General features: G+C 61.4%; 25 protein-coding genes. 24 read left to right on the top strand and 1 reads right to left on the bottom strand.

Annotation, left to right across the window (positions count from 1 at the left end; genetic code table 11):
* Window positions 1–687: 687 nt before the first annotated feature.
* The 14 genes from ACOKS3_RS10055 to ACOKS3_RS09990 all read left to right on the top strand — a co-directional run bounded on the left by ACOKS3_RS10055 (window position 688) and on the right by ACOKS3_RS09990 (window position 12,417).
* Window positions 688–1,227, top strand: coding sequence for an STY4534 family ICE replication protein (locus tag ACOKS3_RS10055; RefSeq protein WP_051095731.1), 540 nt, complete (start codon window positions 688–690; stop codon window positions 1,225–1,227).
* A gap of 67 nt (window positions 1,228–1,294) precedes the next feature.
* Entirely contained in the window at window positions 1,295–1,552 is a 258-nt protein-coding gene (locus ACOKS3_RS10050; protein WP_051095807.1) for a hypothetical protein, read from the top strand.
* Between the two features lie 66 nt (window positions 1,553–1,618).
* Entirely contained in the window at window positions 1,619–2,113 is a 495-nt protein-coding gene (locus ACOKS3_RS10045; RefSeq protein ID WP_051095732.1) for a JAB domain-containing protein, read from the top strand.
* Window positions 2,114–2,180: 67 nt separating this feature from the next.
* Window positions 2,181–2,897, top strand: a complete 717-nt coding sequence (locus ACOKS3_RS10040; RefSeq protein WP_075045779.1) for a DUF5983 family protein — start codon at window positions 2,181–2,183, stop codon at window positions 2,895–2,897.
* Between the two features lie 129 nt (window positions 2,898–3,026).
* Window positions 3,027–3,533, top strand: a complete 507-nt coding sequence (gene pilL2 / locus ACOKS3_RS10035) for a PFGI-1 class ICE element type IV pilus protein PilL2 (protein ID WP_051095734.1) — start codon at window positions 3,027–3,029, stop codon at window positions 3,531–3,533.
* On the top strand, window positions 3,530–4,201 hold the full coding sequence (locus ACOKS3_RS10030; protein WP_075045780.1) for a hypothetical protein: 672 nt from the start codon (window positions 3,530–3,532) through the stop codon (window positions 4,199–4,201). Before pilL2 ends, ACOKS3_RS10030 begins: the two co-directional genes overlap by 4 nt.
* Before the next feature lie 10 nt (window positions 4,202–4,211).
* Window positions 4,212–4,931 (top strand): TIGR03759 family integrating conjugative element protein, encoded by a 720-nt coding sequence (locus ACOKS3_RS10025; protein ID WP_051095736.1) that lies wholly within the window; start codon window positions 4,212–4,214, stop codon window positions 4,929–4,931.
* The gene (locus ACOKS3_RS10020) at window positions 4,913–5,467 is read left to right on the top strand and encodes a lysozyme family protein (RefSeq protein WP_463581480.1); all 555 of its coding nucleotides are present in this window, start codon (window positions 4,913–4,915) and stop codon (window positions 5,465–5,467) included. Before ACOKS3_RS10025 ends, ACOKS3_RS10020 begins: the two co-directional genes overlap by 19 nt.
* Window positions 5,464–5,883 (top strand): integrating conjugative element protein, encoded by a 420-nt coding sequence (locus tag ACOKS3_RS10015; RefSeq protein WP_075045781.1) that lies wholly within the window; start codon window positions 5,464–5,466, stop codon window positions 5,881–5,883. Before ACOKS3_RS10020 ends, ACOKS3_RS10015 begins: the two co-directional genes overlap by 4 nt.
* A gap of 9 nt (window positions 5,884–5,892) precedes the next feature.
* On the top strand, window positions 5,893–8,019 hold the full coding sequence (gene traD, locus ACOKS3_RS10010) for a type IV conjugative transfer system coupling protein TraD (RefSeq protein ID WP_232891579.1): 2,127 nt from the start codon (window positions 5,893–5,895) through the stop codon (window positions 8,017–8,019).
* Between the two features lie 35 nt (window positions 8,020–8,054).
* On the top strand, window positions 8,055–8,783 hold the full coding sequence (locus ACOKS3_RS10005; protein WP_051095739.1) for a TIGR03747 family integrating conjugative element membrane protein: 729 nt from the start codon (window positions 8,055–8,057) through the stop codon (window positions 8,781–8,783).
* 82 nt (window positions 8,784–8,865) lie between these two features.
* On the top strand, window positions 8,866–10,302 hold the full coding sequence (locus tag ACOKS3_RS10000; RefSeq protein WP_051095811.1) for an IS1182 family transposase: 1,437 nt from the start codon (window positions 8,866–8,868) through the stop codon (window positions 10,300–10,302).
* Window positions 10,303–10,709: 407 nt separating this feature from the next.
* The gene (locus ACOKS3_RS09995; protein WP_075045783.1) at window positions 10,710–11,843 is read left to right on the top strand and encodes an aminotransferase class V-fold PLP-dependent enzyme; all 1,134 of its coding nucleotides are present in this window, start codon (window positions 10,710–10,712) and stop codon (window positions 11,841–11,843) included.
* Window positions 11,844–11,865: 22 nt separating this feature from the next.
* A complete protein-coding gene (locus ACOKS3_RS09990; RefSeq protein ID WP_075045784.1) occupies window positions 11,866–12,417 on the top strand; it encodes a YdeI/OmpD-associated family protein in 552 nt (183 codons plus the stop codon).
* Between the two features lie 231 nt (window positions 12,418–12,648).
* Here ACOKS3_RS09990 and ACOKS3_RS09985 read toward each other — a convergent pair.
* A protein-coding gene (locus ACOKS3_RS09985; protein WP_087535084.1) for an IS3 family transposase occupies window positions 12,649–13,799 on the bottom strand; the annotation gives its coding sequence in 2 pieces (ribosomal slippage) (window positions 12,649–13,565 and window positions 13,565–13,799; 1,152 coding nt in all).
* Between the two features lie 224 nt (window positions 13,800–14,023).
* On the opposite strand from ACOKS3_RS09985, the gene ACOKS3_RS09980 reads away from it, so the two are divergent.
* The 10 genes from ACOKS3_RS09980 to ACOKS3_RS09935 all read left to right on the top strand — a co-directional run bounded on the left by ACOKS3_RS09980 (window position 14,024) and on the right by ACOKS3_RS09935 (window position 22,081).
* Window positions 14,024–14,443: a helix-turn-helix domain-containing protein gene (locus ACOKS3_RS09980; RefSeq protein WP_051095746.1), complete on the top strand. Its 420-nt coding sequence runs from the start codon at window positions 14,024–14,026 to the stop codon at window positions 14,441–14,443.
* A 209-nt stretch (window positions 14,444–14,652) separates the two neighbouring features.
* Window positions 14,653–14,988 (top strand): integrative conjugative element protein, RAQPRD family, encoded by a 336-nt coding sequence (locus tag ACOKS3_RS09975; protein ID WP_051095747.1) that lies wholly within the window; start codon window positions 14,653–14,655, stop codon window positions 14,986–14,988.
* Window positions 14,975–15,214 (top strand): TIGR03758 family integrating conjugative element protein, encoded by a 240-nt coding sequence (locus ACOKS3_RS09970; RefSeq protein ID WP_051095748.1) that lies wholly within the window; start codon window positions 14,975–14,977, stop codon window positions 15,212–15,214. The genes ACOKS3_RS09975 and ACOKS3_RS09970 overlap by 14 nt, the downstream gene beginning before the upstream one ends.
* A gap of 15 nt (window positions 15,215–15,229) precedes the next feature.
* Window positions 15,230–15,607, top strand: coding sequence for a TIGR03745 family integrating conjugative element membrane protein (locus ACOKS3_RS09965; RefSeq protein WP_075045785.1), 378 nt, complete (start codon window positions 15,230–15,232; stop codon window positions 15,605–15,607).
* A gap of 7 nt (window positions 15,608–15,614) precedes the next feature.
* Entirely contained in the window at window positions 15,615–16,016 is a 402-nt protein-coding gene (locus ACOKS3_RS09960) for a TIGR03750 family conjugal transfer protein (protein ID WP_051095750.1), read from the top strand.
* Window positions 16,013–16,651 carry a PFL_4703 family integrating conjugative element protein gene (locus ACOKS3_RS09955; protein WP_051095751.1) on the top strand — a complete coding sequence of 213 codons (639 nt, stop codon included), beginning with the start codon at window positions 16,013–16,015 and terminating at the stop codon, window positions 16,649–16,651. The genes ACOKS3_RS09960 and ACOKS3_RS09955 overlap by 4 nt, the downstream gene beginning before the upstream one ends.
* A complete protein-coding gene (locus ACOKS3_RS09950) occupies window positions 16,651–17,457 on the top strand; it encodes a TIGR03749 family integrating conjugative element protein (RefSeq protein ID WP_075045786.1) in 807 nt (268 codons plus the stop codon). The genes ACOKS3_RS09955 and ACOKS3_RS09950 overlap by 1 nt, the downstream gene beginning before the upstream one ends.
* The gene (locus ACOKS3_RS09945) at window positions 17,447–18,958 is read left to right on the top strand and encodes a TIGR03752 family integrating conjugative element protein (protein ID WP_422764659.1); all 1,512 of its coding nucleotides are present in this window, start codon (window positions 17,447–17,449) and stop codon (window positions 18,956–18,958) included. The genes ACOKS3_RS09950 and ACOKS3_RS09945 overlap by 11 nt, the downstream gene beginning before the upstream one ends.
* A complete protein-coding gene (locus tag ACOKS3_RS09940) occupies window positions 18,921–19,340 on the top strand; it encodes a TIGR03751 family conjugal transfer lipoprotein (RefSeq protein ID WP_051095754.1) in 420 nt (139 codons plus the stop codon). Before ACOKS3_RS09945 ends, ACOKS3_RS09940 begins: the two co-directional genes overlap by 38 nt.
* Window positions 19,340–22,081, top strand: coding sequence for a conjugative transfer ATPase (locus tag ACOKS3_RS09935; protein WP_075045787.1), 2,742 nt, complete (start codon window positions 19,340–19,342; stop codon window positions 22,079–22,081). Before ACOKS3_RS09940 ends, ACOKS3_RS09935 begins: the two co-directional genes overlap by 1 nt.
* The last annotated feature ends 52 nt before the right edge of the window (window positions 22,082–22,133 follow it).

Below are 22,133 nucleotides of genomic sequence, written 5' to 3'. Positions count from 1 at the left end.
TCCAAGACCGATTCGCTCCGGGCAGCTCGGTCAGACTCGTAGAGTTCGGAGCCACTCTTCTCTGCATCTTCGGATGGCTTCACCGCGTTCCCAAGTTGTCCAGGTGGATGACCCGTGCGGCTTGTGCCAGGCCTCAGGGGTCATCCGCTTCGGCGACGATGCTCAGCTCCGGTGCCCGCCGGCGAAACACTGGGCACCTTTTGTGCGCGGATGCGTGCCAGTTGATGCCGACCCAGACCACGACAAGGGTCGGGTGATCCAGATGGATCGGCAGGGGAGATTGTGCGACGAACCCCGCTGTCAGATTGCCGGATCAAGGGTGGTCCAATTCTTCCTAGCCTGATGACCGTCGGGCTATTTTTTCGCCTTCGAAAATCCACAGAACACCACCGTATTCCGTTGGCCAAAACTGCCTGAAACTCACGGTTGACGGGGCTTTTCCCGCGTTTTATAGATGAGCTGCACACCGCTGTCGTTGACAGCGTAAAGGTAGCCAGAACCTTCAAGGCTACGCCCGTTTTCGGGTGGTTCTCCCCAAGTGCGATGCGCGCTCGGCAGCTCGCACGGTCACCGTCCCCTCGGTGATGAGCGCTCTCTACACCGACACGTTTTTGCACTCCCCTTGCGGAACTCACCCGCCGCCAGGGCCGGTGGAGGTCCGCGTTTCAGCTGAACAGGAGCGCCATCATGACGACTGCAAGCAATAACGCCCCCACCATCTACTTCAACCTGCACACCAGCGGCATTGGTTACCTGAACCGTGTTCGCGAAGTCCCGGTCCGCCGCGGCCAAGCCTTCATGGCGTGCGACATCGCCGCCTTGCACGGTGCCTCGGACGACGTCGAGTACACCCGCTTCGACTGCAAGGTCGCCAGTGGTGAAGCCGACCGGCTGATCCGTGAACACCTGGAAGACGTCCGTGCTGAACGCAAGGTCTTGATCGCGTTTCGCATCGGCGACCTCTGGGTGGATCCCTTCCTGTACGAGAAAGGCGAGCGCAAGGGGCAACCCGGCGCCAGCCTCAAAGGCCGCCTGATCTTCATCGAGTGGATCAAGGTCGACGGCCAGTTCAGCTACCGTGCGCCCGCTCGCACCGACGCTGCCAGCGCCCCTGACGCTCCAGAGGAACCGGAAGCGGAAAACGCGGACACCGGCGGTGACGCCGATCAGCGTCAGCCAACTCCGACCGCCGCACATAAATCCACCGCAGTACCTCAGCCTGCCTGAGGCAGCTTGACCGCCAACAACAGGTGCTCCCACGAGCACCTGTTGTTCACTCATGTCGGAGGTTGCCATGGAAATCTTCTGGCTTTGCGAAGACTGCCTACAGACGGTCGCCTATGACGACTTCAGCGCGCTGTCGCTGTACTACAGCGAGGCTGAAGTCGAGCAACGCATCGTCCACCTGCGCACCCAACTGCAGGCCCTGATGCCACTGAGCGCCGATTTCGATCCACACACCGGCGCCGGTTTCGAGGCCTTTTCCACCCGACCGTGCGAGGGCTGCCAAAGCTCGCCCCACGGTGCCCGTCATCGCTTCACGCGTCTTTGAGTCACGCATTTCACCAGCCTGGGGCACTCCCCCAGGGGGCGCTCCATCTCCCACGAGGAATTGCCCATGAACACTGCCCTGAACCGGGTCGACCCACTGGACCCCGTGTTGGCCCAACGCGTCCGTGAGGATACGCTGATCACCGAAGCCTTGCAGTTGCTGGACCAGCGTCACTTCCAGCGCGGCGAGCAGCTGATCACCCCCGCCGATGCCGCGGCCTACCTGAAACTGCGACTCGCCCCATACCACCACGAGGTGTTTGCCCTGCTCTGCCTCGACTCGCGTCACCGCGTGTTGAGCTTCGACATTCTGTTCACCGGCAGCATCGACGGTGCCTCCGTGTATCCCCGCGAGGTGGTCATCAAGGCACTGCAGCACAACGCGGCCGCCGTGATCTTCAGCCACAACCACCCTTCAGGCTGCTCGGAACCGAGCGGTGCCGATCGGATACTCACCACACGCCTGACCGAGGCCCTGGCCCTGATTGAGGTCCGCGTCCTTGACCACATCATCGTCGGCGAAGGCACCCCGCTTTCGTTGGCCGAATACGGCTGGCTCTAACAGCCCACCTCTGTCCAAGGAGGCCATCGCCAATTCGGGGTGGCCTCTGCGCCTTCGGAGAACCATCATGCATCCATCGACTCGCAATCCGTTTCTTCGCGGCGTCCAGAACCTCAGCTACGAACGCGTCGTCCAGATCAATTATGCCGACGACTGCCCGCCCTGCTACCGCGCGCTGCACCTAGCCCAGAACCAGCTACCCAATGAGGCCATCAACTTGCAGCCGTGCCTGTTCGATGACGACTATGCCGTTATCACCGACAGCGAAAGGGTGCCACCATTAGTGCGCATGCGCTGCCCGGTGGACGGTCTAGTAAGGACGGTGCTCTATCAGGTCATTGACAGTCACCTCGGACGCCTGCTGCAACTCGGCGACCTCCCCAGCGAGGAAGCTGCGCGCGACCTGGTCGAGCAGCTTTCCTTTGCCACCGGACACTACAGCCGCAGTTGGGAAATCAGCAGCGCTCACCTGCCGGCGGAAGCGTTCGAGTACCTGCAAGTACGCGCGTGGTGTAATTCACCGGCGAGCTTCTTCGAGTGTTTTGAACTCAACAGCAGCCATGCCGTCGGCTGCAAGTTGTATTCGACACCCTGGGTAGTAGGAATGGGGACAGGAAGCAGCAGTTGCAGCATCGACGAAGTCAGTGCACGCCTGCGCGATGATCATGTACCGCCCGCGTTACTCCAGCTGCTCCTGCTGGCAGGTCAGGCTGACACCCGTTTTCTGATCTTTGACCCCGACGCCGCAGCGCTTCCGGAGCTGCCCCTGTTCACTGAAAACTGATCCAAGGCGCCCCATACGGGCGCCTTTTTTTTGGCCTCGACGGAAATCTGGCTGGCAAGATTCGGTTTTCCAGTGGGGACCCGTCCGCACTTTCGCCAAGGTATCGGCAACTTTTATCGAGACCTGGTCATGCACAGCTCCCCACTCCCCGTCCTCTGCCTGATAATCGCACTGGTTGGCTGCAACACCCCACCACCGGCGCCCACGCCTGCACCAGCTGAGCCACCGCCCTCCTCGCCCAAGCCGAAGCCTTCGATACCGGCTTGGGTCCGCCAGGACCGCTACACCTTGGTCAGTACCCGACCGACGCTGGAGCAGCGCCAGCCCCTGTACCAGCTCATCAACGTGCAGATCGCCCCTGCCCTGCACGCGAATGTCGGCGAAGCCCTGCGCCACGTGCTGCAGCGTTCGGGCTACTCACTCTGTCCCGATAGTGGGGTGGTGGATCGGTTGTTCCGCCGTCCCCTGCCTGCCGTGCACCACCGCCTCGGCCCGATCGCGCTGCTGGACGCCTTGACCATCATTGGTGGCCCGGCCTGGCGGCTCGACATTGATCCGGTCGACCGGACCGTGTGCTACGCCCTGCGCTTGCCACCGCCCGAATCACCCTTCTCGGCCCTGGAGATTGCGCCATGAAGGTTCAGCACTTTCAGGCCCTGGTGATCGGCGCGCTGTGCCTCGGCGCCGCCGTGCTCGCCGCCGAAACGTACAATCATCACCAGCAACTGGTCGAGCTCCAGGCCACCGCCCGCGATACCCCTGCCGATCCTGCCCCGGCTCTACGCCGCGACATCGATGCACTGAGCAATACGCTCGCGACGCTCCAGCCGCAGGTAGCAGCGCTGGGCGAGGCGCAAGGCCAGAGTGCCTCAGCGCAGGCAGGCCTCAGCCAGCAACTGGCTGATCTGAGCGCTTCACTGAAAGTGCTTCAAGCGACACCCCGTGGTCCGAGTAACGCCGATTTGACCAGACTGGAACAACGACTGGCCGCGGTTGAATCGGCGATCGAGAAACTGTCGACGCCCGCCGCTGTACCAGCGGCCGCCATCACACGACCGGCTACGGCCACCGGCCAGAAAACCAAGGCCAAATCCCCGGCGCCGCCCTTCACCCTGCTTGGGATCGAGACCCGGGGCGCCATTAGGTTTGTGGCAGCCCTGCCCGCCGGTGCGCGGTCATTGTCGGCTGTGCACCTGCTGCAGCCCGGCGACAGCCTGAACAACTGGCAGTTGCGTACGATTCGCGAGGACCAGGCCGTGTTCCACGTCCCGGGGCATGGCGACCGCACACTATCTCTACCGTGAAGAGGTGCTTATGGCTCGGCTCTTCGTCCTCTCCCTCATCCTGCTCCCCGCCGGCCTGCTGGCAGACTCGGCATGGAGCGCGCCGACGCTGGTCGACTCTGCCCCGCAGTACAGCGAGCAGACGCCACTGGACCAACAGCATTCCGCTGCAACTCAAGCCAAGGCCTGGGGGCTGACCGATGACGAATGGGCCATGTTCAAGCGCCTGCAGGCCGGGCCTCGCCACTACTGGTCGCCCCAACTCGACCCGCTCACCACCCTTGGCGTGGAGGCCAACTCAGACCAGGAACGACAGCGCTATGCCGAGCTGCAGGTCCGCCTCGAAGCCAAACGCGCCGAACGCGAGTTGGCCTACCAGAAAGCCTACACCGCCACCTGGGTGCGCCTGTTCCCAGGAATGCTGCCTGTGCAGGGCATGGCCGACGACGCAGCGTCCACGAGCAACAGCCGCACGGCCCTGTTCGTGGAAGAACAATGCCCAACCTGTGTGACCCGTACCCAGCAGTGGCTGCGTGCCGGCGCACGCCTGGACGTGTACCTGGTCGGCAGCCAAGGCGACGATGCGCGTCTGCGCCAGTGGGCGCGTGGCGCTGGCATTACCCCCGCCCAAATCAGCGGCGGTCAGGTGACCCTCAACCACGACCGCGGTCGCTGGTTCGCGCTGGGCGCCAGCCGCCCGTTGCCGGCACGCTTCCAACAGGTAGACGGAAAATGGCAGCGGCTCGACTGATCCTCGCCCTGGCCTTGACCGCGGTCAGCGCTGTCCAGGCGGCCGCCCTGCCGCCGCCAGCCTATCAGTTGGCCGCCGCGCGGGCCGGTATCCCCGCCTCCGTGCTGTTCGCCATCGCCTTGCAAGAAAGCGGCACGCCGCTGCGCGGTCACCTCATGCCCTGGCCCTGGACCTTGAATGTTGCCGGCACGCCGCAGCGCTTTGCCAGCCGCCATGAAGCCTGTGCCGCGCTTCGCCTGGCGCTCTCCGACCACAACCCCAAGCGCATCGATGTCGGACTGGGACAGACCAACCTTGGCTACCACCCGGACCGCTACCCCAGCGCCTGCGACGCCCTCGACCCACGTGAGAACCTGGCCGTCACCGCCGACCTGTTGCGTGCGCACTATGCTGACACGGGCGACTGGGTGGTGGCGGCCGGCCGCTATCACCGGCCAGCCGGCGGTGCACCCGCGGCGCGCTATCGCAGACAGTTCACCCGACACTGGCAGCGCATCCAGGCGGTTGCGTCTTTTCCTGGAGGGAGACAGCCATGAACCGCTCATGCCCGGTGGCGCTGGTCATCTGTCTGTCGTTACCGCTCGCCGCGCTCGCCACTCCGAGCATGCCTGCCGATCCCAGCAAACTGAAATGGGTGCTGCCGGTGCGCAGCGAGCGCCTCACGCCGGGTACCGTGCCGCCTAGAACGCTGGACCTCCCCGCCATCACACCGCTGTTCCTGGTCGGGCATGACCTTGCGTCCCTGGAGTGGTTGTCCCGCCATGCGCAGGTTCTGCGGGACCTGGGCGCCAGTGGACTGGCGGTCGAGGTCACCGACGTCCAGGCCTTGCGCCGCATCCAGGCGGCAGCCCCTGGGGTGAACATCTGGCCGGTGAGTGGCGACGACATCGCCGAGCGGCTGGAGCTGCAGCACTACCCCGTGCTCATCACAACCACCGGCCTGGAGCAATGAGGAAACATCATGGGCGATCACGCGATGGAATCCCTGCTGCGGCCAGCGGTGGAGCTGTACACCGTGGGCATCTGCGCCGGTGCCGGTGCCCTGTGCCTGCACTCGCCCTGGGCAGTGGCACTGTCGCCCGAGGTCGGCGCCGGGATGGCCCTGGCCTACACCGCGTTCGGCCTCAAGCGGCTCAATGAGGCACGAATCGTCCTGCGTTATCGGCGCAACATCCGACGCTTACCGCGCTACTCGCTGACCAGCCGACAGATTCCGGTGAGCGGCAAGCGCCTGTTCATGGGCCGCGGCTTTCGCTGGACCCGCCTGCATACGCAGCGCCTGCTCGAGGCGCAGGACCCGGCGCTGGCCCGCTACGTCAACCAATCAGCCGCCTTTCAATGGGCACGCCGAATGGAGCATGCGCTGGAGAAGGCCCCTCCCGGGTTGTCGCTCCTGCCCCGCCTGACCGCATGGAACAGCCCGTTCAATCCGGTGCGTCCGCTGCCGCCGGTCGGCGGCTCACCGTTGTTGCATGGCGTCGAGCCGAATGAGCAGGAGGTCTCGTTGCCATTGATCGAACGCGTGGGCCACACGTTGGTACTGGGCACCACCCGGGTAGGTAAAACACGTGTGGCCCAGGTTTACATCACTCAGGATATCCACCGGCCCACTCGGGAAGTGGTGATCGTCTTCGATCCCAAGGGCGATGCCGAGCTCCTCACCAGCATGTATGTGGAAGCGAAACGAGCTGGCCGCGAGAACGAATTCTACGTCTTCCACTTGGGCTGGCCGGAGATCTCCGCACGCTACAACGCCATCGGCCGCTTTGGTCGGATCTCCGAAGTGGCCACACGAATCGCCGGCCAACTGAGCGGTGAAGGCAACTCCGCAGCGTTTCGTGAGTTCGCGTGGCGCTTTGTCAACATCATCGCTCGCGCCCTGATCGAACTGGGCCGGCGCCCGGACTACCTGCAGATCCAGCGGCATGTGGTAAACATCGATGCGCTGTTCATCGAATACGCCCAGCACTTCTTCGCCCGCCATGATCCGCAGGCCTGGGAAGCGATCGTGCAGATCGAGGGTCGCCTCACCGAAAAGAACATACCGCGGCACATGATTGGCCGGGAAAAGCGCGTAGTCGCGATCGAGCAATACCTAACCGCCAAACGCATCTTCGATCCGGTGATGGACGGCCTACGCTCAGCCGTGCGTTATGACCGCACCTACTTCGACAAGATCGTCGCCTCACTCCTGCCGTTGCTGGAGAAGCTCACCAGCGGCAAGACGGCGCAACTGCTCGCCCCCAACTATACCGACCTGGCCGATCCACGGCCTATCTTCGACTGGCTGCAGGTCATCCGCAAACGCGGCATCGTCTACGTGGGCCTAGATGCGCTGTCCGATGCCGAAGTCGCGGCCGCCGTCGGTAACTCGATGTTTGCCGACCTGGTTTCCGTGGCCGGCCATATCTACAAGCATGGCATCGACCACGGCCTGCCAGGCTCCTCCAGCGCGGCGGATAAGGTCCCTATCAACCTGCACGCTGACGAGTTCAACGAGCTGATGGGCGACGAGTTCATTCCGCTGATCAACAAGGGCGGGGGTGCCGGTATCCAGGTCACCGCGTATACCCAGACCTTGAGTGATATCGAGGCGCGCATCGGCAGCCGGGCCAAGGCCGGCCAGGTCATCGGTAATTTCAACACCTTGCAGATGTTGCGGGTGCGGGAAACCGCGACGGCGGAATTGCTGACCAATCAACTACCCAAGGTCAATGTACAAACGCGTACCCTGGTCTCCGGCGCGACCGACACCGCGGCCCCCGATGCTCACACGGACTTCACCTCATCCTCGCAAGACCGTGTCACCACCACCGCCGTGCCGCTGATCGAGCCCGCACACATCATCGCCCTGCCCAAGGGCCAGATGTTTTCATTGCAAGAAGGCGGGCAACTGTGGAAGGTACGGATGCCGCTGCCCAAACCGGCCAGTGAGGATGCCATGCCAGCGGACCTACAGACCCTCGCTGCACGCATGCGCGAGTCCTACAACGCCAATGCGGGTAACTGGTGGACCAGCGCCGGAGGTGCGCCGACGGTCGACTTCGATCCCGAGATGCCACCGCCTGGACGTAGACGTGCCTCGTAAGCGGCCCGGCAACAATCGAGTCCTGCGGAGGCCGTATGCCCACCACCCCACCCAGCCAACCTCCGGCACAACGACGTCCGGGGCTCATTTTCGGTACGGTCGAGCTATGCCTAAGGCTACTGGGCCTGCTGTTCGCCGCGCTGGTGTTCTCCATCGTGCTGGAGTTCGCGGGCATGCTGTGGTTCTGGCCGGAACAAGGCTGGCATCACAGCCATGCCATGTGGCAGACCGAACTCGGCTGGCTCAGCAGCCACTTTAAGAGTTCGTTGCTCGTCCAAGAGCCGGCGCAAGCGACCGCGAAAATTCTTGAGCACCTGAACGACTGGGTCGTGGTCCGCTCCGGATGGGTGCAATCCGACGCCTACTTGAAGCTGCTCAGTCGCGAGGCGTCGCTGCAGGGGCAGTTTGCCCAGGTTTACGTTGTGCTACAGGACTACCTGTTGGCAGCCCTGTTTACAGTCTTCACTTTCGTGGTGCGCCTGGCCGTCCTGACCCTAGCTATGCCCATTTTTCTGCTGGCCGTTATTACCGGTGCTGTCGATGGTTTGATACGACGCGATCTGCGCAAATTCGGGGCGGGCCGGGAAAGCAGCTTTGTCTACCACCGAGCGAAACGGACATTGCCTTCGCTGATGGTGAGCCCCTGGGTAATTTACCTTTCTCTTCCCTGGTCGCTCAACCCCAACTGGGTGCTGCTGCCATGTGCCGTACTGCTTGGATGGATGGTGGCAATCACAGCTGCAACGTTCAAAAAATATCTTTGAGCGTCCGCTATCGACCCAGGCTGTGTGAAAACGCCCACGGTTGTCTAACCTTCTGACCGTCGTGATCGTGGCGGGGGCAATCATGAAGCGGTTCATCAAAGGTGAGGTTCGGACGCAGGTCGCATTGCTGCCGGAGTGCCTGGACGACTACATCACCGATGAAAACCTAGTGCGAGTGGTCGATGTCTTCGTCGATGAACTCGACCTGGGCGCGCTCGGTTTCGCAGGCGTCGATCCGGTAGCAACAGGTCGCCCGGCCTACCATCCAGCGGTCCTGCTGAAGATCTACATCTACGGCTACCTAAACCGCATTCAGTCCAGCCGCCGGCTTGAGCGTGAAGCTGAACGCAATGTCGAGTTGATGTGGCTCACTGGGCGTCTGGCTCCAGATTTCAAAACCATCGCCGACTTTCGCAAGGACAACGGTAAAGCCATTCGCAGCGTCTGCCGTCAGTTCGTGATTCTCTGTCATAACCTCAATCTGTTCTCTGAATCGATCATTGCCATCGACGGCAGCAAGTTCAAAGCAGTGAACAATCGCGACCGTAACTTCACCCAGACCAAGGTGAAGGCCCGTATGCAGCAAATCGAGCAGAGCATTGAGCGCTATCTGACAGCGATGGATTCGACAGACCGGGCAATGCCGGAAGTGGCCGTGGCCAAGGCCGAGAGACTGAAAGAGAAGATCGAAACGCTGAAACAACAGATGCAGAAGCTCAAAGACATTGAAACGCAGCTACTTCAAAGCCCAGACAAACAAATCTCTCTCACAGATCCCGATGCCCGCTCCATGTCAGTTGGCGGTCGAGGCAGTGGCACCGTTGACTATAACGTACAAACGGCCGTTGACGATCAGCACCATCTGATCATTGCGCATGAGGTGACGAATGTCGGTCATGATCGCGGCCAGTTGAGCAACATGGCGAAGCAAGCGCGTGACCAAATCGGTGCTGAATCGCTGACGGTCGTTGCCGACCGGGGCTATTACACAGGCACGGAAATCGTTGCATGTGAGCAAGCTGGAATCTCGCCCTTCGTACCGAAGCCACTGACCTCTAGCAGCAAAGCCGAAGGTCGATTTGGCAAGCAGGATTTCCTGTACGTCTCGACATCGGATGAGTATCGATGCCCTGCGGGACAATTACTGACCAAGCGTTACTCAACATGGGAAGACGGGATGCTGATGCATGTTTATTGGTTCTCGGGCTGCCAGTCCTGCGCAATGCACAAGCAATGTACGACGGGTAAAGAGCGGCGGTTGAAACGCTGGGAACATGAAACGGTCCTCGACTCGATGCAGGTTCAACTGGAGCACGATCCAGGGAAAATGAAGGTGCGCCGCCAAACCGTCGAGCCCCCATTTGGAACGCTCAAGTACTGGATGGGGGCGAGCCACTTCCTGACCAGAACCCTGCCAAGGGTCAGTACTGAAATGAACCTTCATGTGCTCGCTTACAACCTCAAGCGAATGATGAGCATCTTGGGCATCAGGGGGCTGCTCGAAGCGATCAAAAGGTGAAATGGTCTACTGAGGCGCTGTCCCCAGGAACGACTCATACCGGGCAGATGCCCCCTTGCGAGGCTAATTGAGCTAATTCACGCAATCTCCTGCCAGTTTTGCAAACGACCCTAGATCCTCCCCCCTCAACACGTTCAGCGCGTTTTCACACAGCCTGGGCCGAAAGCCGCCTCCTGTAGAAAGCATGAATACCGCCACTCGCCCGCAAAGGCAGTTGTGGGAACACATGACCAGCTAACTGTAGGAGGTGCCTGTAAGGGCCTCATCGCCGGCGTACCGGCTGAGTTATCCCGTCATCTGCCCCCAGAGTCGACAGAAGTCGCAGCTCAATCCCAAGTAATCTTGTCATTTGCAATCGCTTAGGGCAGGGTCGATACCACGGACATCTCTGCCAAAGGAGTCACACCATGTCAAAGATATATCCCGATATCGATCCTGAGGGACTGGTCGAGTACTCGGTGGTCTACACCGACCGCTCGCTCAACCACATGTCGCAGTCGTTTCAAGGTGTGATGAAGAACATTTCCAGCACCCTGAAACAGGTCTACAACGCCCAGGCTGTTGCGGTAGTCCCCGGCAGTGGCACATTCGGCATGGAAGCGGTGGCGCGCCAGTTCGCCAACGGCCAGCAATGTTTGGTGATACGCAACGGCTGGTTCAGTTACCGCTGGAGCCAGATCCTTGAGATGGGCAACATCCCGGCGGCCACTACGGTGCTAAAAGCCCGACCGGTCGACACGGGGCGCCAGGCTGCCTACGCTCCGCCCCCTCTGGACGAAGTGCTGGCAGCCATTGAGGCGCAGAAGCCGCAGATTGTCTTCGCCCCCCACGTTGAAACGTCATCAGGGATCATCCTGCTCGATGAGTACCTGCGGGCCGTAGGCGACGCCGTGCATGCGCAGGGTGGCCTGTTCGTGCTGGACTGCATCGCCTCAGGCGCGCTTTGGGTTGATATGCAGAAATGCGCGGTCGATCTGCTGATCAGCGCACCGCAGAAGGGCTGGAGCGCCTCTCCTTGCTGCGCTCTGGTGATGCTCAGCGCTTTGGCCCTCGAGCGCATCGGGCAGACGCAAAGCAGCAGCTTCGCCTGCGACCTGAAAAAGTGGCTTCAGATCATGCAGGCTTATGAACAGGGTGGACATGCCTACCATGCGACCATGCCCAGCGATTCCCTCGCGCGATTTAACGAAGTGATGAAGGAGACGCACACCTACGGTTTCGACAAGGTCCGCGACGAACAACAGGCCCTGGGTGATCGGGTGCGCGCAATGATGACCGGCAAAGGTATCAAGAGCGTGGCCGCAGCCGGCTTTCAGGCCCCTGGCGTAGTGGTGAGCTACACCGATGATGCCGACATCAAGAGCGGTAAGAAGTTTGCCGACCACAATCTGCAGATCGCCGCCGGTGTGCCGTTGCAATGCGACGAGCCGGCCGACTTCCAGACCTTCCGCATCGGTCTGTTCGGGCTCGAAAAGCTGCACAACATCGATCGCACGGTCAACATCCTTGAGCAGGCACTGGACGAGGTGATGGATAACTAGACGCTCAGTTGGAGGACTTGCAATGACAACAAACGCTGTGAAGTCCCGATTCGAAGCAAAGCTTCTTCGTCCGGCAAAGCCCGGTGATGACACGTCGTGGGCTTTCGCAGTCCTTCCAAGAGACGCGAGTGAACGGTTCCCGAGGCGAGGAAGGACGACAGCCGAAGGCACAATCAATGGGCATCCTTTCCGAGCAACCCTTGAGCCCGATGGTCAGCTGAGCCATTGGCTGAAAGTAGGTCGCGAGTTACTCGACGCCGCAGGGGTGGCCGTTGGAGATATCGTTACCCTCGAGCTAACCCCTGTGAAGAAGGAACCCGAGCCTGACATCCCGGCAGATTTTGAGGAAGCACTGGCAGCCTCGCCTGAGGCTCGTAAAGTTTGGAACAATACAACGACCATCGCGCGCGTGGACTGGATCCACTGGATTACTTCAGCGAAGCAACTCAAGACACGCGAAAAGCGAATGGGTGATGCCTGCGATATGCTTGCAACCGGCAAGAAGCAGGTTTGCTGTTTCGACCCGTCCGGCTACTACAGTAAAGCCTTCCGTGCACCCGAGGGAGAAAATTAACCCAGGACCGGCAAAACCGACCTTTTGGTTTAATTGAGCTGAGTGTCTGCATAGGGTCGAGGCTGTGTGAAAACTTCGACGGTGCTCAGACTGGTTAAAAAACAACCTAAAAATCGCGTTCTTACGTGGATTCTGGATCTGTTGAGTAGCCAGACTTTTTCAGAATTCGCGTAAGAACGCGTTCTTCGAAATGGTGTTGAGGTTTTCACACAGTGAATCGCCCCTGGTTTTCTAGACACTCTCCAAGCTCAGGAAATAGCGTTTCTCATACTCTACTGGAGACAGCTGCATAGCACTGCTGTGTCGGCGTTTAGGGTTATAGAACATCTCGATGTAATCGAAAATATCACTTCGGGCTTCTTCACGGGTTGTGTAGATCTTTCGTCGGATTCGCTCTCGCTTCAAAAGCTGGAAAAAGCTCTCGGCTACGGCATTGTCGTGGCAGTTTCCCCGCCGGCTCATGCTGCTGATTACATTGTTGGCCTTCAAAAAGCTTTTCCAATCCGAGCTACTGAACTGACTGCCTTGATCTGAGTGAATCATAACTTGCTGCTGAGGCTTGCGTCGCCAAACAGCCATCAACATCGCGTCGATAGCCAGGTCGCTGCACATCCTTGGCTTCATTGACCAACCAATTACTTGGCGTGAGAACAGATCCAGCACTACCGCGAGGTAGAGCCACCCTTCATAGGTGCGGATGTAAGTGATATCTGTCACCCAGACCTTGTTCGGCTCACTTACCTTGAACTGCCGCGCGAGGTGGTTGGGCGAGGCCACTGTTGGTTTTCCACCATAGAACCCTGGACGCCGCCGATAGCCCGTTTGAGAACGCAGTCCCTCCGCCTGCATCAAGCGCCTGACTCGATTTCGGCCGCATTCCTCTCCCAGCTCACGCAGGTCATCGTGAATTTTGCGGTAGCCGTATACACCTCCGCTTTCCAGCCAAGCGTGTTTGATCAAGCCAAGCAGACGTTGATCTTCTTTTGCTCGGGCAGATTGAGGCTCGGCCAGCCAGGCGTAATAGCCGCTGGGGTGCACCTTGAGGGTTTGGCAAAGGCGCCGCACCGGGTAATCAGTCGAGTGCTTCTTGATGAAGGCGTACTTCAGCCGCACTCCTTGGCAAAGTACGCGGCGGCCTTTTTTAAGATGTCTCGCTCTTCCGTCACGCGCTTGAGTTCAGCGCGTAGCTTGCGCAGTTCGGCCTGCTGATCGTCGTCTTGCTGACGCTGCTCTTGGGGCTTGCTGTAGACCTTGATCCAGGCGTAAAGACTGTGCACGGACATGCCCAGGCGCTGGGCGACATCGGCGACAGGTTTGCCTTTCTCGGTCACTTGCTTGACCGCTTCGATCTTGAATTCTTCGGGGTAACGCTGACGACTCATGGCACCTCCTATTTGGGCCTCATTATGAGGCTTGGAGGTGTCTACGAAACCAGGGGCGATTCACAGCCTGGGTCGAAAGCAGACGTTCGCAGGACGGTCCCGGACGCCCATAGGGCCTGAACCAAGGGTGTATAGTAAAGTTGAATCAGGTGGCCAGAGCGCATGCATCTCCAACTAAAGTCGCCTTCAAATGTACCTACTTGCCCCACTCCTCAGGTAATTTCATGACGTTGAAGTCATCGTTTGCCAACGTGCTTCGAGTACTACGCAGTCAGCGCAACATCACCCAGCGCGGATTTGCCGACACGACCAGCCGTACCTACTTGTCCAAGCTCGAAACCGGTAGATCGAGCATCACGCTGGACAAACTTGAGCAGCTTAGCGAGCGATTGGAAATGAGCCCTTTGACACTGGTAGCTTTGACACTAAGCGAGGATACGGGGCAGACGGCAAATGAGTTGCTCGCCAGAACCCAAAACGAGATCCGGGCGCTTGAGTCAGATGGCCGAATTCCAGGGTTACAGGCCACTCTGGGGAACGATCTAGCTGCACGTCCATTGCCGGCCAGCTCACGCAATCCTCGAATAAAAATGACCTCACACGCTATAGGTTCCGTTCAGGCGGAGCTGTCCTTCACCGACTGATGGCTGGCTAGCCTCTCAGGCGTTCGCTGCAGCATTCGTGAGGCCAGCAGCGCTCGCAGATTAGTATCGTCCCCACCTTGGTTGAACTCCAGTCTTACCCCGGTCCGGCCAACTTCGCCAGAAAGCGAAAGGCCAAGAATCCTTTTAACTCGTGCCCCAACTCGCCCACTCAGTAATGGTGGCGACCAGAGATTGCTCTGGAGCCCGCCATGAGGACATATGCCTTCCCGTTGCTTGTGATTTTTCTAGCAACACTCCCGGCTGTTGCACAAGAAAATCGCGAGCGCTCGGATCTGGGACTCGTGCAACGACAGTTCAATGCCATCGAACAGTTGGTCGATCGCGCGGAAAGCGGCTCTGACGGTGCCACTGGAGCGCGCTATCGCTTCGACTATCAGAGGTTTGCGGCCGACCTCGAACGTGTACGTGAAGGCATCCGTAACTACCTGTCACCCTCCCGCGCGCAGCCAGCCGACCTGGTCGAGCTGGCCGGTCAGTACCGTACTGAAGCGCCTCACTCGAGCCCCTCCAATGAGCATGACTGAAGCTCAACTCAGCGCGTTTTCTGCCGTGGCCGGGTTCACCCCGCAGCTCAGTTCGGTGCTGTGGCGCTCATCGGTACTGGTGCTCGCGTTGCTCTGGTGCGCTTGGGCCCTGTGGACCGGCTACCGCGGATGGGCTGCCGGTAACCTCAATTTCGGCGCATTGGGCGGCAGCACGCTGCGCCTGGCGTTAGCACTGATCGTGCTGATGTTTTTCATGCTGTCGTAACTAGGAGACCCTGCCATGAAACCCTCCCGTCGCTGCCTCCTTCCGCTGCCCCTGCTGCGAGCTATCTATCCAAAAGCCCTGTTCGGCAGTTTGGTGCTGCTGAGCTCGACGCTGGCGTGGGCTGATCTGCCGACAATGGAAGCGCCCTCCCGCGGCGAAGGCTCGGGCCTGATCGACACCATCAAGAACTACGCCTACGACGGCGGCATCCTGCTAGGCCTTTTGATCGCCACCCTCGCCTTTCTCGGTGTGGCCTGGCATTCACTTACCGTCTATGCCGACGTGCAGAACCAGCGCAAGACCTGGAAGGACCTCGGCGCCGTGGTCGGCGTCGGTGCACTTTTGGTGGTGGTGATTCTGTGGTTCCTGACCAAAGCTGCCACGATTCTGTGAGGTCGCCATGTCCGACGTCCCTGCTACCCTACCCGACGGCACTCTGACCTTCCTGCCGGAACGCCTCAACCGCGATCCAGCCGTCCTTCGCGGCCTCACCAACGACGAGATGTGGGTCGCCCTGATCGTCGGTGCCGTGCTGGGTGTGGTCCTCGGCGGACCACTGGCGGTGGCCACCGCCTCCATCGCCACGCTCCCCACCTGCCTGTTCTTGAGCATGGCGTTGGTGCTGCTCGGCGGCGGCAAACTGCTGCGCCGGGCCAAACGCGCCCGCCCCGAAACCTGGTTGTACCGGCGCCTGCAGTGGCAGCTGGCGGTGCACTGGGGCATCGGTACTCACCAGTTGATCCTGCACTCCGGCCCGTGGACCGTGCGCCGTACACGCGGACGTGTGAGGGCCACGCCATGAGCCGTTTTCGCAACAAGGTAGATGCGCAGCAGGCGCATATCCTCAGCCTGCGCCTGGCCGTGGTGACCCTGGCACTGCTGTGCGCCGGACTGTGGTACGGCTGGCAGTCCGCCCCCTCCGAACTGACCATTCACGTGCCACCCGACCTACGTTCCGGTAGCACCCGCAAATGGTGGGACGTGCCGCCGGAAAACATCTACGCCTTCGCCCTGTACATCTTCGGCCAGCTCAACCGTTGGCCCACCGACGGCGAGGTCGACTACCACCGCGCCATCTTCGCCTTGCAGCCCTACCTGACACCAGCGTGCAAGACCTTCTTCGACGGCGACTTCGAGTACCGCAAGGCCGCAGGCGAACTGCGCGGCCGCGTGCGCGGCGTGTACGAAGTGCTGGGCCGCGGTTACAGCAACGATCCCGACCTGCGGGTAAAGCAGCTGGATAAGCACAGCTGGCTGGTCAAGCTCGACCTCAATGCCGACGAGTACTACGCCGCTGAGCCGGTGAAGCGCGTGGTGGTGCGCTACCCGCTGCGCGTGGTGCGCTTCGACGTCGATCCCGAGCACAACAAGTGGGGCCTGGCCCTGGACTGTTACGAAGGCACACCGCAGAAGCTGACGCTGCCGGGAGGTGCGTGATGATGCGTGTCTTAATCCTGATTCTGGTCTTGGTCGCCGGCTGGTGTTCCGCCGTAGCTGCCGTCGAGGTCAAGTACTGGGACCGCCTGCCGCTGGCCGTGCCGCTGACGGTGGGCCAGGAACGTATCCTGATGCTGGATGAGGATTTCCGCGTCGGGCTGCCCAGCGCGACCACCAGCAAGCTGCGCGTGCAGTCGGTCGGTGGAACGGTGTACCTGCGTGCGTCGGAAGCCACCCCCCCTACTCGACTGCAACTGCAGTCGGTGAAGTCGGGGGACATCATCCTGGTCGACGTCGAAGCACTCGAAGGTAGCGAGGCGCTTGAGCCGGTTAAGATCGTTGCCCAGGCACAGGCTACGGACGTGGACACCGCGAAAGACACAGCGCCTGCAGCGACGCCAGTACCGGTTGTGCTGACTCGCTATGCGGCGCAGAACCTGTATGCGCCGCTGCGCACCGTGGCACCCTTGCCTAGTGTGCGTCGGGTCCCGCTAGGCGACTCCTCTGGATTCAGCACACTGCTACCGACCGAGCATGTGGCCATCAAGGGACTCGCAGCCTGGCGGCTGGGTGAGTATTGGGTGACGGCGGTGAAGATCGTCAACCGTGGGCCGGCCAAGGTCACGCTGGACCCGCGTCACCTGCAGGCCACGCTGTACGCCGCCACCTTCCAGCACGAGTACCTTGGCCGCGCTGGTACGCCCGAAGACACCACCGTGGCGTACCTGGTCACCCGGGGCGGCGACCTGAAGCACGCGCTGCTGCTGCCACCTCTAGCGCCGGAGGCCGCCGATCATGAAAGCTAACGGCTTGCTGAAATGGCTGGTACCTGGCGTTCTGCTGGGGATTTTGCTGATTATCGGCAAATCCTGGGTGACTGCACCGAACGCTCGGCCTGTCCATGACCCCGAGAACACCACCCTCAGCCCGGATCAGGCCAAGGCCCTCGGCATCGCCGGCGACACGCCGCACGACACCGTGGCCACGTTGATCGGCCAGGTCAAGGCGATGCGCAGCGAGATGCTGTCGCTGAAGAAAGACAACGAGACGCTGCAGACCGAGAACAATCGGCTGCGCACGCGTGAGGGCAACATCGACAGCCGAATCCAGAACACGTTGAGCAGTGTCACCCAGCAGGTCTCCGAGCAACGCCAGCAGGCCAACGATGCCCGGCAGAAGGCCGAGCAACAGCACCGCGAGACCCAGGGTTTGCTGTCCCGGCTCAAGGACCAGCTCACCAGCAAGCCCACCACCACGAAGTCCGACGTGCCGGTGGGCTTCGGTCTCGAGCCGGTTGACGAGCAACAATTCTCTGGGGCCCAACCGCCGGCGGATGCGGTGCAATGGATCGAGCCGTCGAATGCGCGACCCAACCAGGAAGTAGCGAGCAAAGCCGAGGGCCCGTTGACGGCGCTGACGTCGAAGTTCAAGGATCTGCATGGCCTGGACAACAACGCGATCGACCGCGGTCAGGATCATCTACGTGCCGTAGCCAAAGGCGAGCGCGACCTGGAGAGCACTCAGGATCGCGCCGAGGGTGCCATGCCGGTCTACACCATCCCGGAGAACTCGACCCTGATGGGCTCGATCGCCATGACGGCCCTGATTGGTCGCGTACCGGTAGACGGCACGGTGAACGATCCCTACCCGTTCAAGGTGCTGGTGGGACCGGACAACCTTACCGCCAACGGCATCGACCTGCCGAACGTGGTCGGTGCGGTCATGAGCGGGACCGCAGCCGGAGACTGGACCTTGTCCTGCGTGCGCGGCCAGGTTGAGTCGATCACCTTTGTCTTCAGCGACGGTACTGTCCGCACAGTGCCACAGCCGCAGAAGGTGGTCAGCCGAAACCGCAGCAGCACCCAGACCTCGGACATCGAGAAAATCCGCGGCAGCCTGGGCTACATCTCCGACCCTTACGGCATTCCCTGCATCGCCGGTGAACGTCGCTCCAACGCCCAACAGTACCTGGGCAGCCAGAGCCTGATCACCGCAGCCGGCGCCGGCTTCGCTGCAGCGCTGGGCAGCGAACAGACCAATACCTCATTCATCAACTCGGCCAGCGGCAGCCTGGGGCTGGCCCAGAACAGCGGTAACAGCGCGCTGAACTCGGTCATCAGCGGTGGCATCGGCGACATCCGTGACTGGATCAACAAACTCTACGGCGAAGCCTTTGCCGCCATCTACGTGCCACCGGGGGCCAAAGTGGCGTTGCACCTGGATCACGAAATCAGCATCGACTACGAACCTAAAGGCCGGAGAGTGAACCATGAAAACCCATCCGTTTCGGTACTGGACCTGGATTAGCCTGCTGCTTTGCCTGCACCTGGCGGGCTGCACCACCAGCAAGGACGAAATGTTGCCCCACAGCGAGCAAACCATGCTGGATATCTGGAACAGCGGCGGCTCGGTCGGCACCCAGCAGCAGTTGCAGGAAGCCCGCAGTGAGCTGCGCCGGCCGGTGCTCGATCCCGAGCGTCTGATCAAGGACCAGAGCACCTACACCCGCACAGCCGCCAACGAGATCCGCGCGCAGTTCCCGCGCCTGCCCAACCCTGACCTGGTCATGTACGTGTACCCGCACTTGGCCGGTACCCAGCAGACACCGGTGCCCGGTTACTCGACCGTGTTCCCGCTGTACGAGAAGGTCCAGTACGCGCTGCCCGGCGAACGCCTGGACGATCTGTGATGGACGATGACACAGATCGCGCCCCGCCACGCTGGCAGCCCTGGCGCGCGGCGCAGCGTCGGCGAGCAACGCGCGCGGATGAGGCCGCCCAGTATGCGCACAACCCCAGCTTCACCGACCACTTGCCCTGGGTCGAATACCTCGAGGAAGAGCAGTGCTTTCTGCTTGACGACAACCGGTCGGTGGGCGCCGTGTTCGAGTTGCAGCCGATCGGGACCGAAGGCCGTGAGCCCGAATGGCTGATGGCAGCGCGGGACGCCCTGGAAGATGCGCTGCAGGACAGCTTCGACGAGCTCGACCAGGCGCCTTGGGTGGTGCAGTTTTTCTGTCAGGACGACAGCGACTTTTCCCCGTACCTGGAGCGCCTGGAGCAGTACGTCGCGCCGCGGGCAACAGGCACGCCGTTCACCCAGGCCTTCCTCACATCGATGCAGCGCCACCTGGATGCCATCGCCAAGCCGGGTGGTTTGTTCGACGACCATGTCGTCTCACACCTGCCTTGGCGCGGCAGCAATCGGCGGATTCGGCTGGTGGTCTATCGCTGGCTCGGTGACCAGGCCGACGACGAAGGGCAAAACCCCGCTCAGTTGCTGAGAAGGACCTCTGACCGCCTGATGGCCTCGTTGCAGGCCTGCGGGGTCAATCCTCGCCGACTGACCGGGCGTGACTTCTACGCCTGGCTGCTGCCCTGGTTCAACCCGGCCCCTACCCTCACCGGCGAATCAGCGGCGGCGTTCTATCGACGTGTGCCCTACCCGGAGTCAGATGACGGCGATGGCCTGTCGCTGCCGTTCGACCACGACTTTGCCGAGCGACTGTTCTTCCATGAGCCGCGCTCGGACAGCGAGCAGGGGCTGTGGTACTTCGATCACCAGCCGCACGCGGTGATGGTGGTCGACAAACTGCGCAGGCCACCCCACATCGGCCAGCTGACCGGCGAGACCCGCAAAGGCGAGGCGCTCAACGCGTTGTTTGACCAATTGCCGGAGCAGGCCGTCATGAGCCTGACCTTGGTGATCACGCCCCAAGATGTGCTCGAGGAGCAGCTCAATCGCCTGGCGCGCAAAGCCATCGGCGAAAACCTCGCCTCGACCCAGACCCGCCAGGACGTGGAAGAGGCCCGTGCGCTGATCGGCCGCCAGCACAAGCTGTACCGCGGCACCTTGGCCTTGTACCTGCGCGGCGCCGATGAACAGGAACTGCGCCAGCGCTCGATCCAGGCCGCCAATGTGCTGCTCGGTGCCGGCCTGCAACCGGTCCGCGAGGGCGATGAAGTCGCCGCATGCAACAGCTACCTGCGCTGGTTGCCGATGGTCTACAACCCCGCCCGCGATACGCGCAACTGGTACACCCGGTTGTTGTTTGCCCAGCATGTCGCCAACCTGCTCCCCCTGTGGGGACGCAGCATCGGTACCGGCAATCCGGGCATCACCTTTTTCAACCGAGGTGGCGCGCCGCTGTCGTTCGATCCGCTGTCACGCCTCGACCGTTCCATGAATGGCCACCTGCTGTTGTTCGGCCCGACCGGGGCTGGCAAGTCGGCCACCCTGGTGTCGATCCTGATGCAGGTCATGGCCGTGTACCGGCCCCGGCTGTTTATCGTCGAAGCCGGCAATTCCTTCGGCCTGCAGGGCGACTACTTCGCTACCCTCGGGCTGAGCGTCAACAAGGTCCAGCTCAAACCGGGCAGCGGCTTGAGCCTGGCGCCTTTCGCCGATGCCCGGCGGCTGATCGAACACCCCGACCAGGTCGCCAGCCTGTCGACCGAGAATCTGGATGAGATTGCGTCGGACGGTGACGAGCAACGCGACGTGCTGGGCGAGCTGGAGATCACCGCCCGCCTGATGATCACTGGCGGCGAAGCCAAGGAAGAAGCGCGACTGACCCGGGCAGACCGCAGCCTGATCCGTGAGTGCATCCTCGATGCCGCCAGGCACTGTGCGGCCAACAATCAGCAGGTCATGACGTGCCATGTTCGTGATGCCCTTCGCGCGGTCGCCAGCGACGCCCATCTGCCCGACAAGCGTCGCGAGCGGGCCCAGGAAATGGCCGAGTCCATCGACCTGTTCTGCCAGGGCTTCGAAGGCGCGTTGTTTGATCGGCCGGGCACACCCTGGCCGGAAAGCGATGTCACGATCGTCGACCTCGCCACTTATGCCCGTGAGGGCTATGAAGCGCAGATGTCGATCAGCTACATCAGCCTGATGAACACGGTGAACAACCTCGCCGAACGCGACCAGTACCTCGGTCGCCCGATCATCATGGTGACCGACGAAGGCCACATCATCACCAAGAATCCGCTGCTGGCGCCCTTTGTGGTCAAGGGCACCAAGATGTGGCGCAAGCTAGGCGCCTGGTTCTGGTTGGCAACGCAAAACCTGGCCGACTTCCCCGATACAGCACAGACCATGCTCAACATGATCGAGTGGTGGATCTGTCTGAACATGCCGCCAGCGGAGATTGAAGAGATTGCGCGCTTCAAGAAGCTCACGCCGGCGCAAAAAGCGCTGCTGCTGTCTGCGAGCAAAGCCTCGGGCAAGTACACCGAGGGCGTAGTGCTGTCGAAGCAGCTGGAGACGCTGTTTCGGGCGGTACCACCGAGTTTGTACCTCGCCCTAGCCATGACTGAACCCGAGGAAAAAGCCCAGCGCTGGCGGCTGATGGAGGAGCATCAGCAGTCCGAGCTGGACGCCGCCCTGCAGGTCGCCGCGGAGATCGATCGCCTGCGCGGCATGTCGTGAACACCTCAGTACCAGCGTAGTTCGACGCCCTTTCCCTCTATGAAAATCGACA

Source organism: Pseudomonas sp. HS6-2 (genome assembly GCF_049325675.2).
Taxonomy (GTDB): Bacteria; Pseudomonadota; Gammaproteobacteria; order Pseudomonadales; family Pseudomonadaceae; genus Aquipseudomonas; species Aquipseudomonas putida_N.
This window is presented reverse-complemented; position numbering and strand designations above follow the sequence as displayed.

Excerpts from the sequence above, each read along its gene's own strand:
- ACOKS3_RS10055 (WP_051095731.1), top strand. The coding sequence starts at position 688 with ATGACGACTGCAAGCAATAACGCCCCCACCATCTACTTCAACCTGCAC.
- ACOKS3_RS10050 (WP_051095807.1), top strand. The coding sequence starts at position 1,295 with ATGGAAATCTTCTGGCTTTGCGAAGACTGCCTACAGACGGTCGCCTAT.
- ACOKS3_RS10045 (WP_051095732.1), top strand. The coding sequence starts at position 1,619 with ATGAACACTGCCCTGAACCGGGTCGACCCACTGGACCCCGTGTTGGCC.
- ACOKS3_RS10040 (WP_075045779.1), top strand. The coding sequence starts at position 2,181 with ATGCATCCATCGACTCGCAATCCGTTTCTTCGCGGCGTCCAGAACCTC.
- pilL2 (WP_051095734.1), top strand. The coding sequence starts at position 3,027 with ATGCACAGCTCCCCACTCCCCGTCCTCTGCCTGATAATCGCACTGGTT.
- ACOKS3_RS10030 (WP_075045780.1), top strand. The coding sequence starts at position 3,530 with ATGAAGGTTCAGCACTTTCAGGCCCTGGTGATCGGCGCGCTGTGCCTC.
- ACOKS3_RS10025 (WP_051095736.1), top strand. The coding sequence starts at position 4,212 with ATGGCTCGGCTCTTCGTCCTCTCCCTCATCCTGCTCCCCGCCGGCCTG.
- ACOKS3_RS10020 (WP_463581480.1), top strand. The coding sequence starts at position 4,913 with ATGGCAGCGGCTCGACTGATCCTCGCCCTGGCCTTGACCGCGGTCAGC.
- ACOKS3_RS10015 (WP_075045781.1), top strand. The coding sequence starts at position 5,464 with ATGAACCGCTCATGCCCGGTGGCGCTGGTCATCTGTCTGTCGTTACCG.
- traD (WP_232891579.1), top strand. The coding sequence starts at position 5,893 with ATGGGCGATCACGCGATGGAATCCCTGCTGCGGCCAGCGGTGGAGCTG.
- ACOKS3_RS10005 (WP_051095739.1), top strand. The coding sequence starts at position 8,055 with ATGCCCACCACCCCACCCAGCCAACCTCCGGCACAACGACGTCCGGGG.
- ACOKS3_RS10000 (WP_051095811.1), top strand. The coding sequence starts at position 8,866 with ATGAAGCGGTTCATCAAAGGTGAGGTTCGGACGCAGGTCGCATTGCTG.
- ACOKS3_RS09995 (WP_075045783.1), top strand. The coding sequence starts at position 10,710 with ATGTCAAAGATATATCCCGATATCGATCCTGAGGGACTGGTCGAGTAC.
- ACOKS3_RS09990 (WP_075045784.1), top strand. The coding sequence starts at position 11,866 with ATGACAACAAACGCTGTGAAGTCCCGATTCGAAGCAAAGCTTCTTCGT.
- ACOKS3_RS09980 (WP_051095746.1), top strand. The coding sequence starts at position 14,024 with ATGACGTTGAAGTCATCGTTTGCCAACGTGCTTCGAGTACTACGCAGT.
- ACOKS3_RS09975 (WP_051095747.1), top strand. The coding sequence starts at position 14,653 with ATGAGGACATATGCCTTCCCGTTGCTTGTGATTTTTCTAGCAACACTC.
- ACOKS3_RS09970 (WP_051095748.1), top strand. The coding sequence starts at position 14,975 with ATGAGCATGACTGAAGCTCAACTCAGCGCGTTTTCTGCCGTGGCCGGG.
- ACOKS3_RS09965 (WP_075045785.1), top strand. The coding sequence starts at position 15,230 with ATGAAACCCTCCCGTCGCTGCCTCCTTCCGCTGCCCCTGCTGCGAGCT.
- ACOKS3_RS09960 (WP_051095750.1), top strand. The coding sequence starts at position 15,615 with ATGTCCGACGTCCCTGCTACCCTACCCGACGGCACTCTGACCTTCCTG.
- ACOKS3_RS09955 (WP_051095751.1), top strand. The coding sequence starts at position 16,013 with ATGAGCCGTTTTCGCAACAAGGTAGATGCGCAGCAGGCGCATATCCTC.
- ACOKS3_RS09950 (WP_075045786.1), top strand. The coding sequence starts at position 16,651 with ATGATGCGTGTCTTAATCCTGATTCTGGTCTTGGTCGCCGGCTGGTGT.
- ACOKS3_RS09945 (WP_422764659.1), top strand. The coding sequence starts at position 17,447 with ATGAAAGCTAACGGCTTGCTGAAATGGCTGGTACCTGGCGTTCTGCTG.
- ACOKS3_RS09940 (WP_051095754.1), top strand. The coding sequence starts at position 18,921 with ATGAAAACCCATCCGTTTCGGTACTGGACCTGGATTAGCCTGCTGCTT.
- ACOKS3_RS09935 (WP_075045787.1), top strand. The coding sequence starts at position 19,340 with ATGGACGATGACACAGATCGCGCCCCGCCACGCTGGCAGCCCTGGCGC.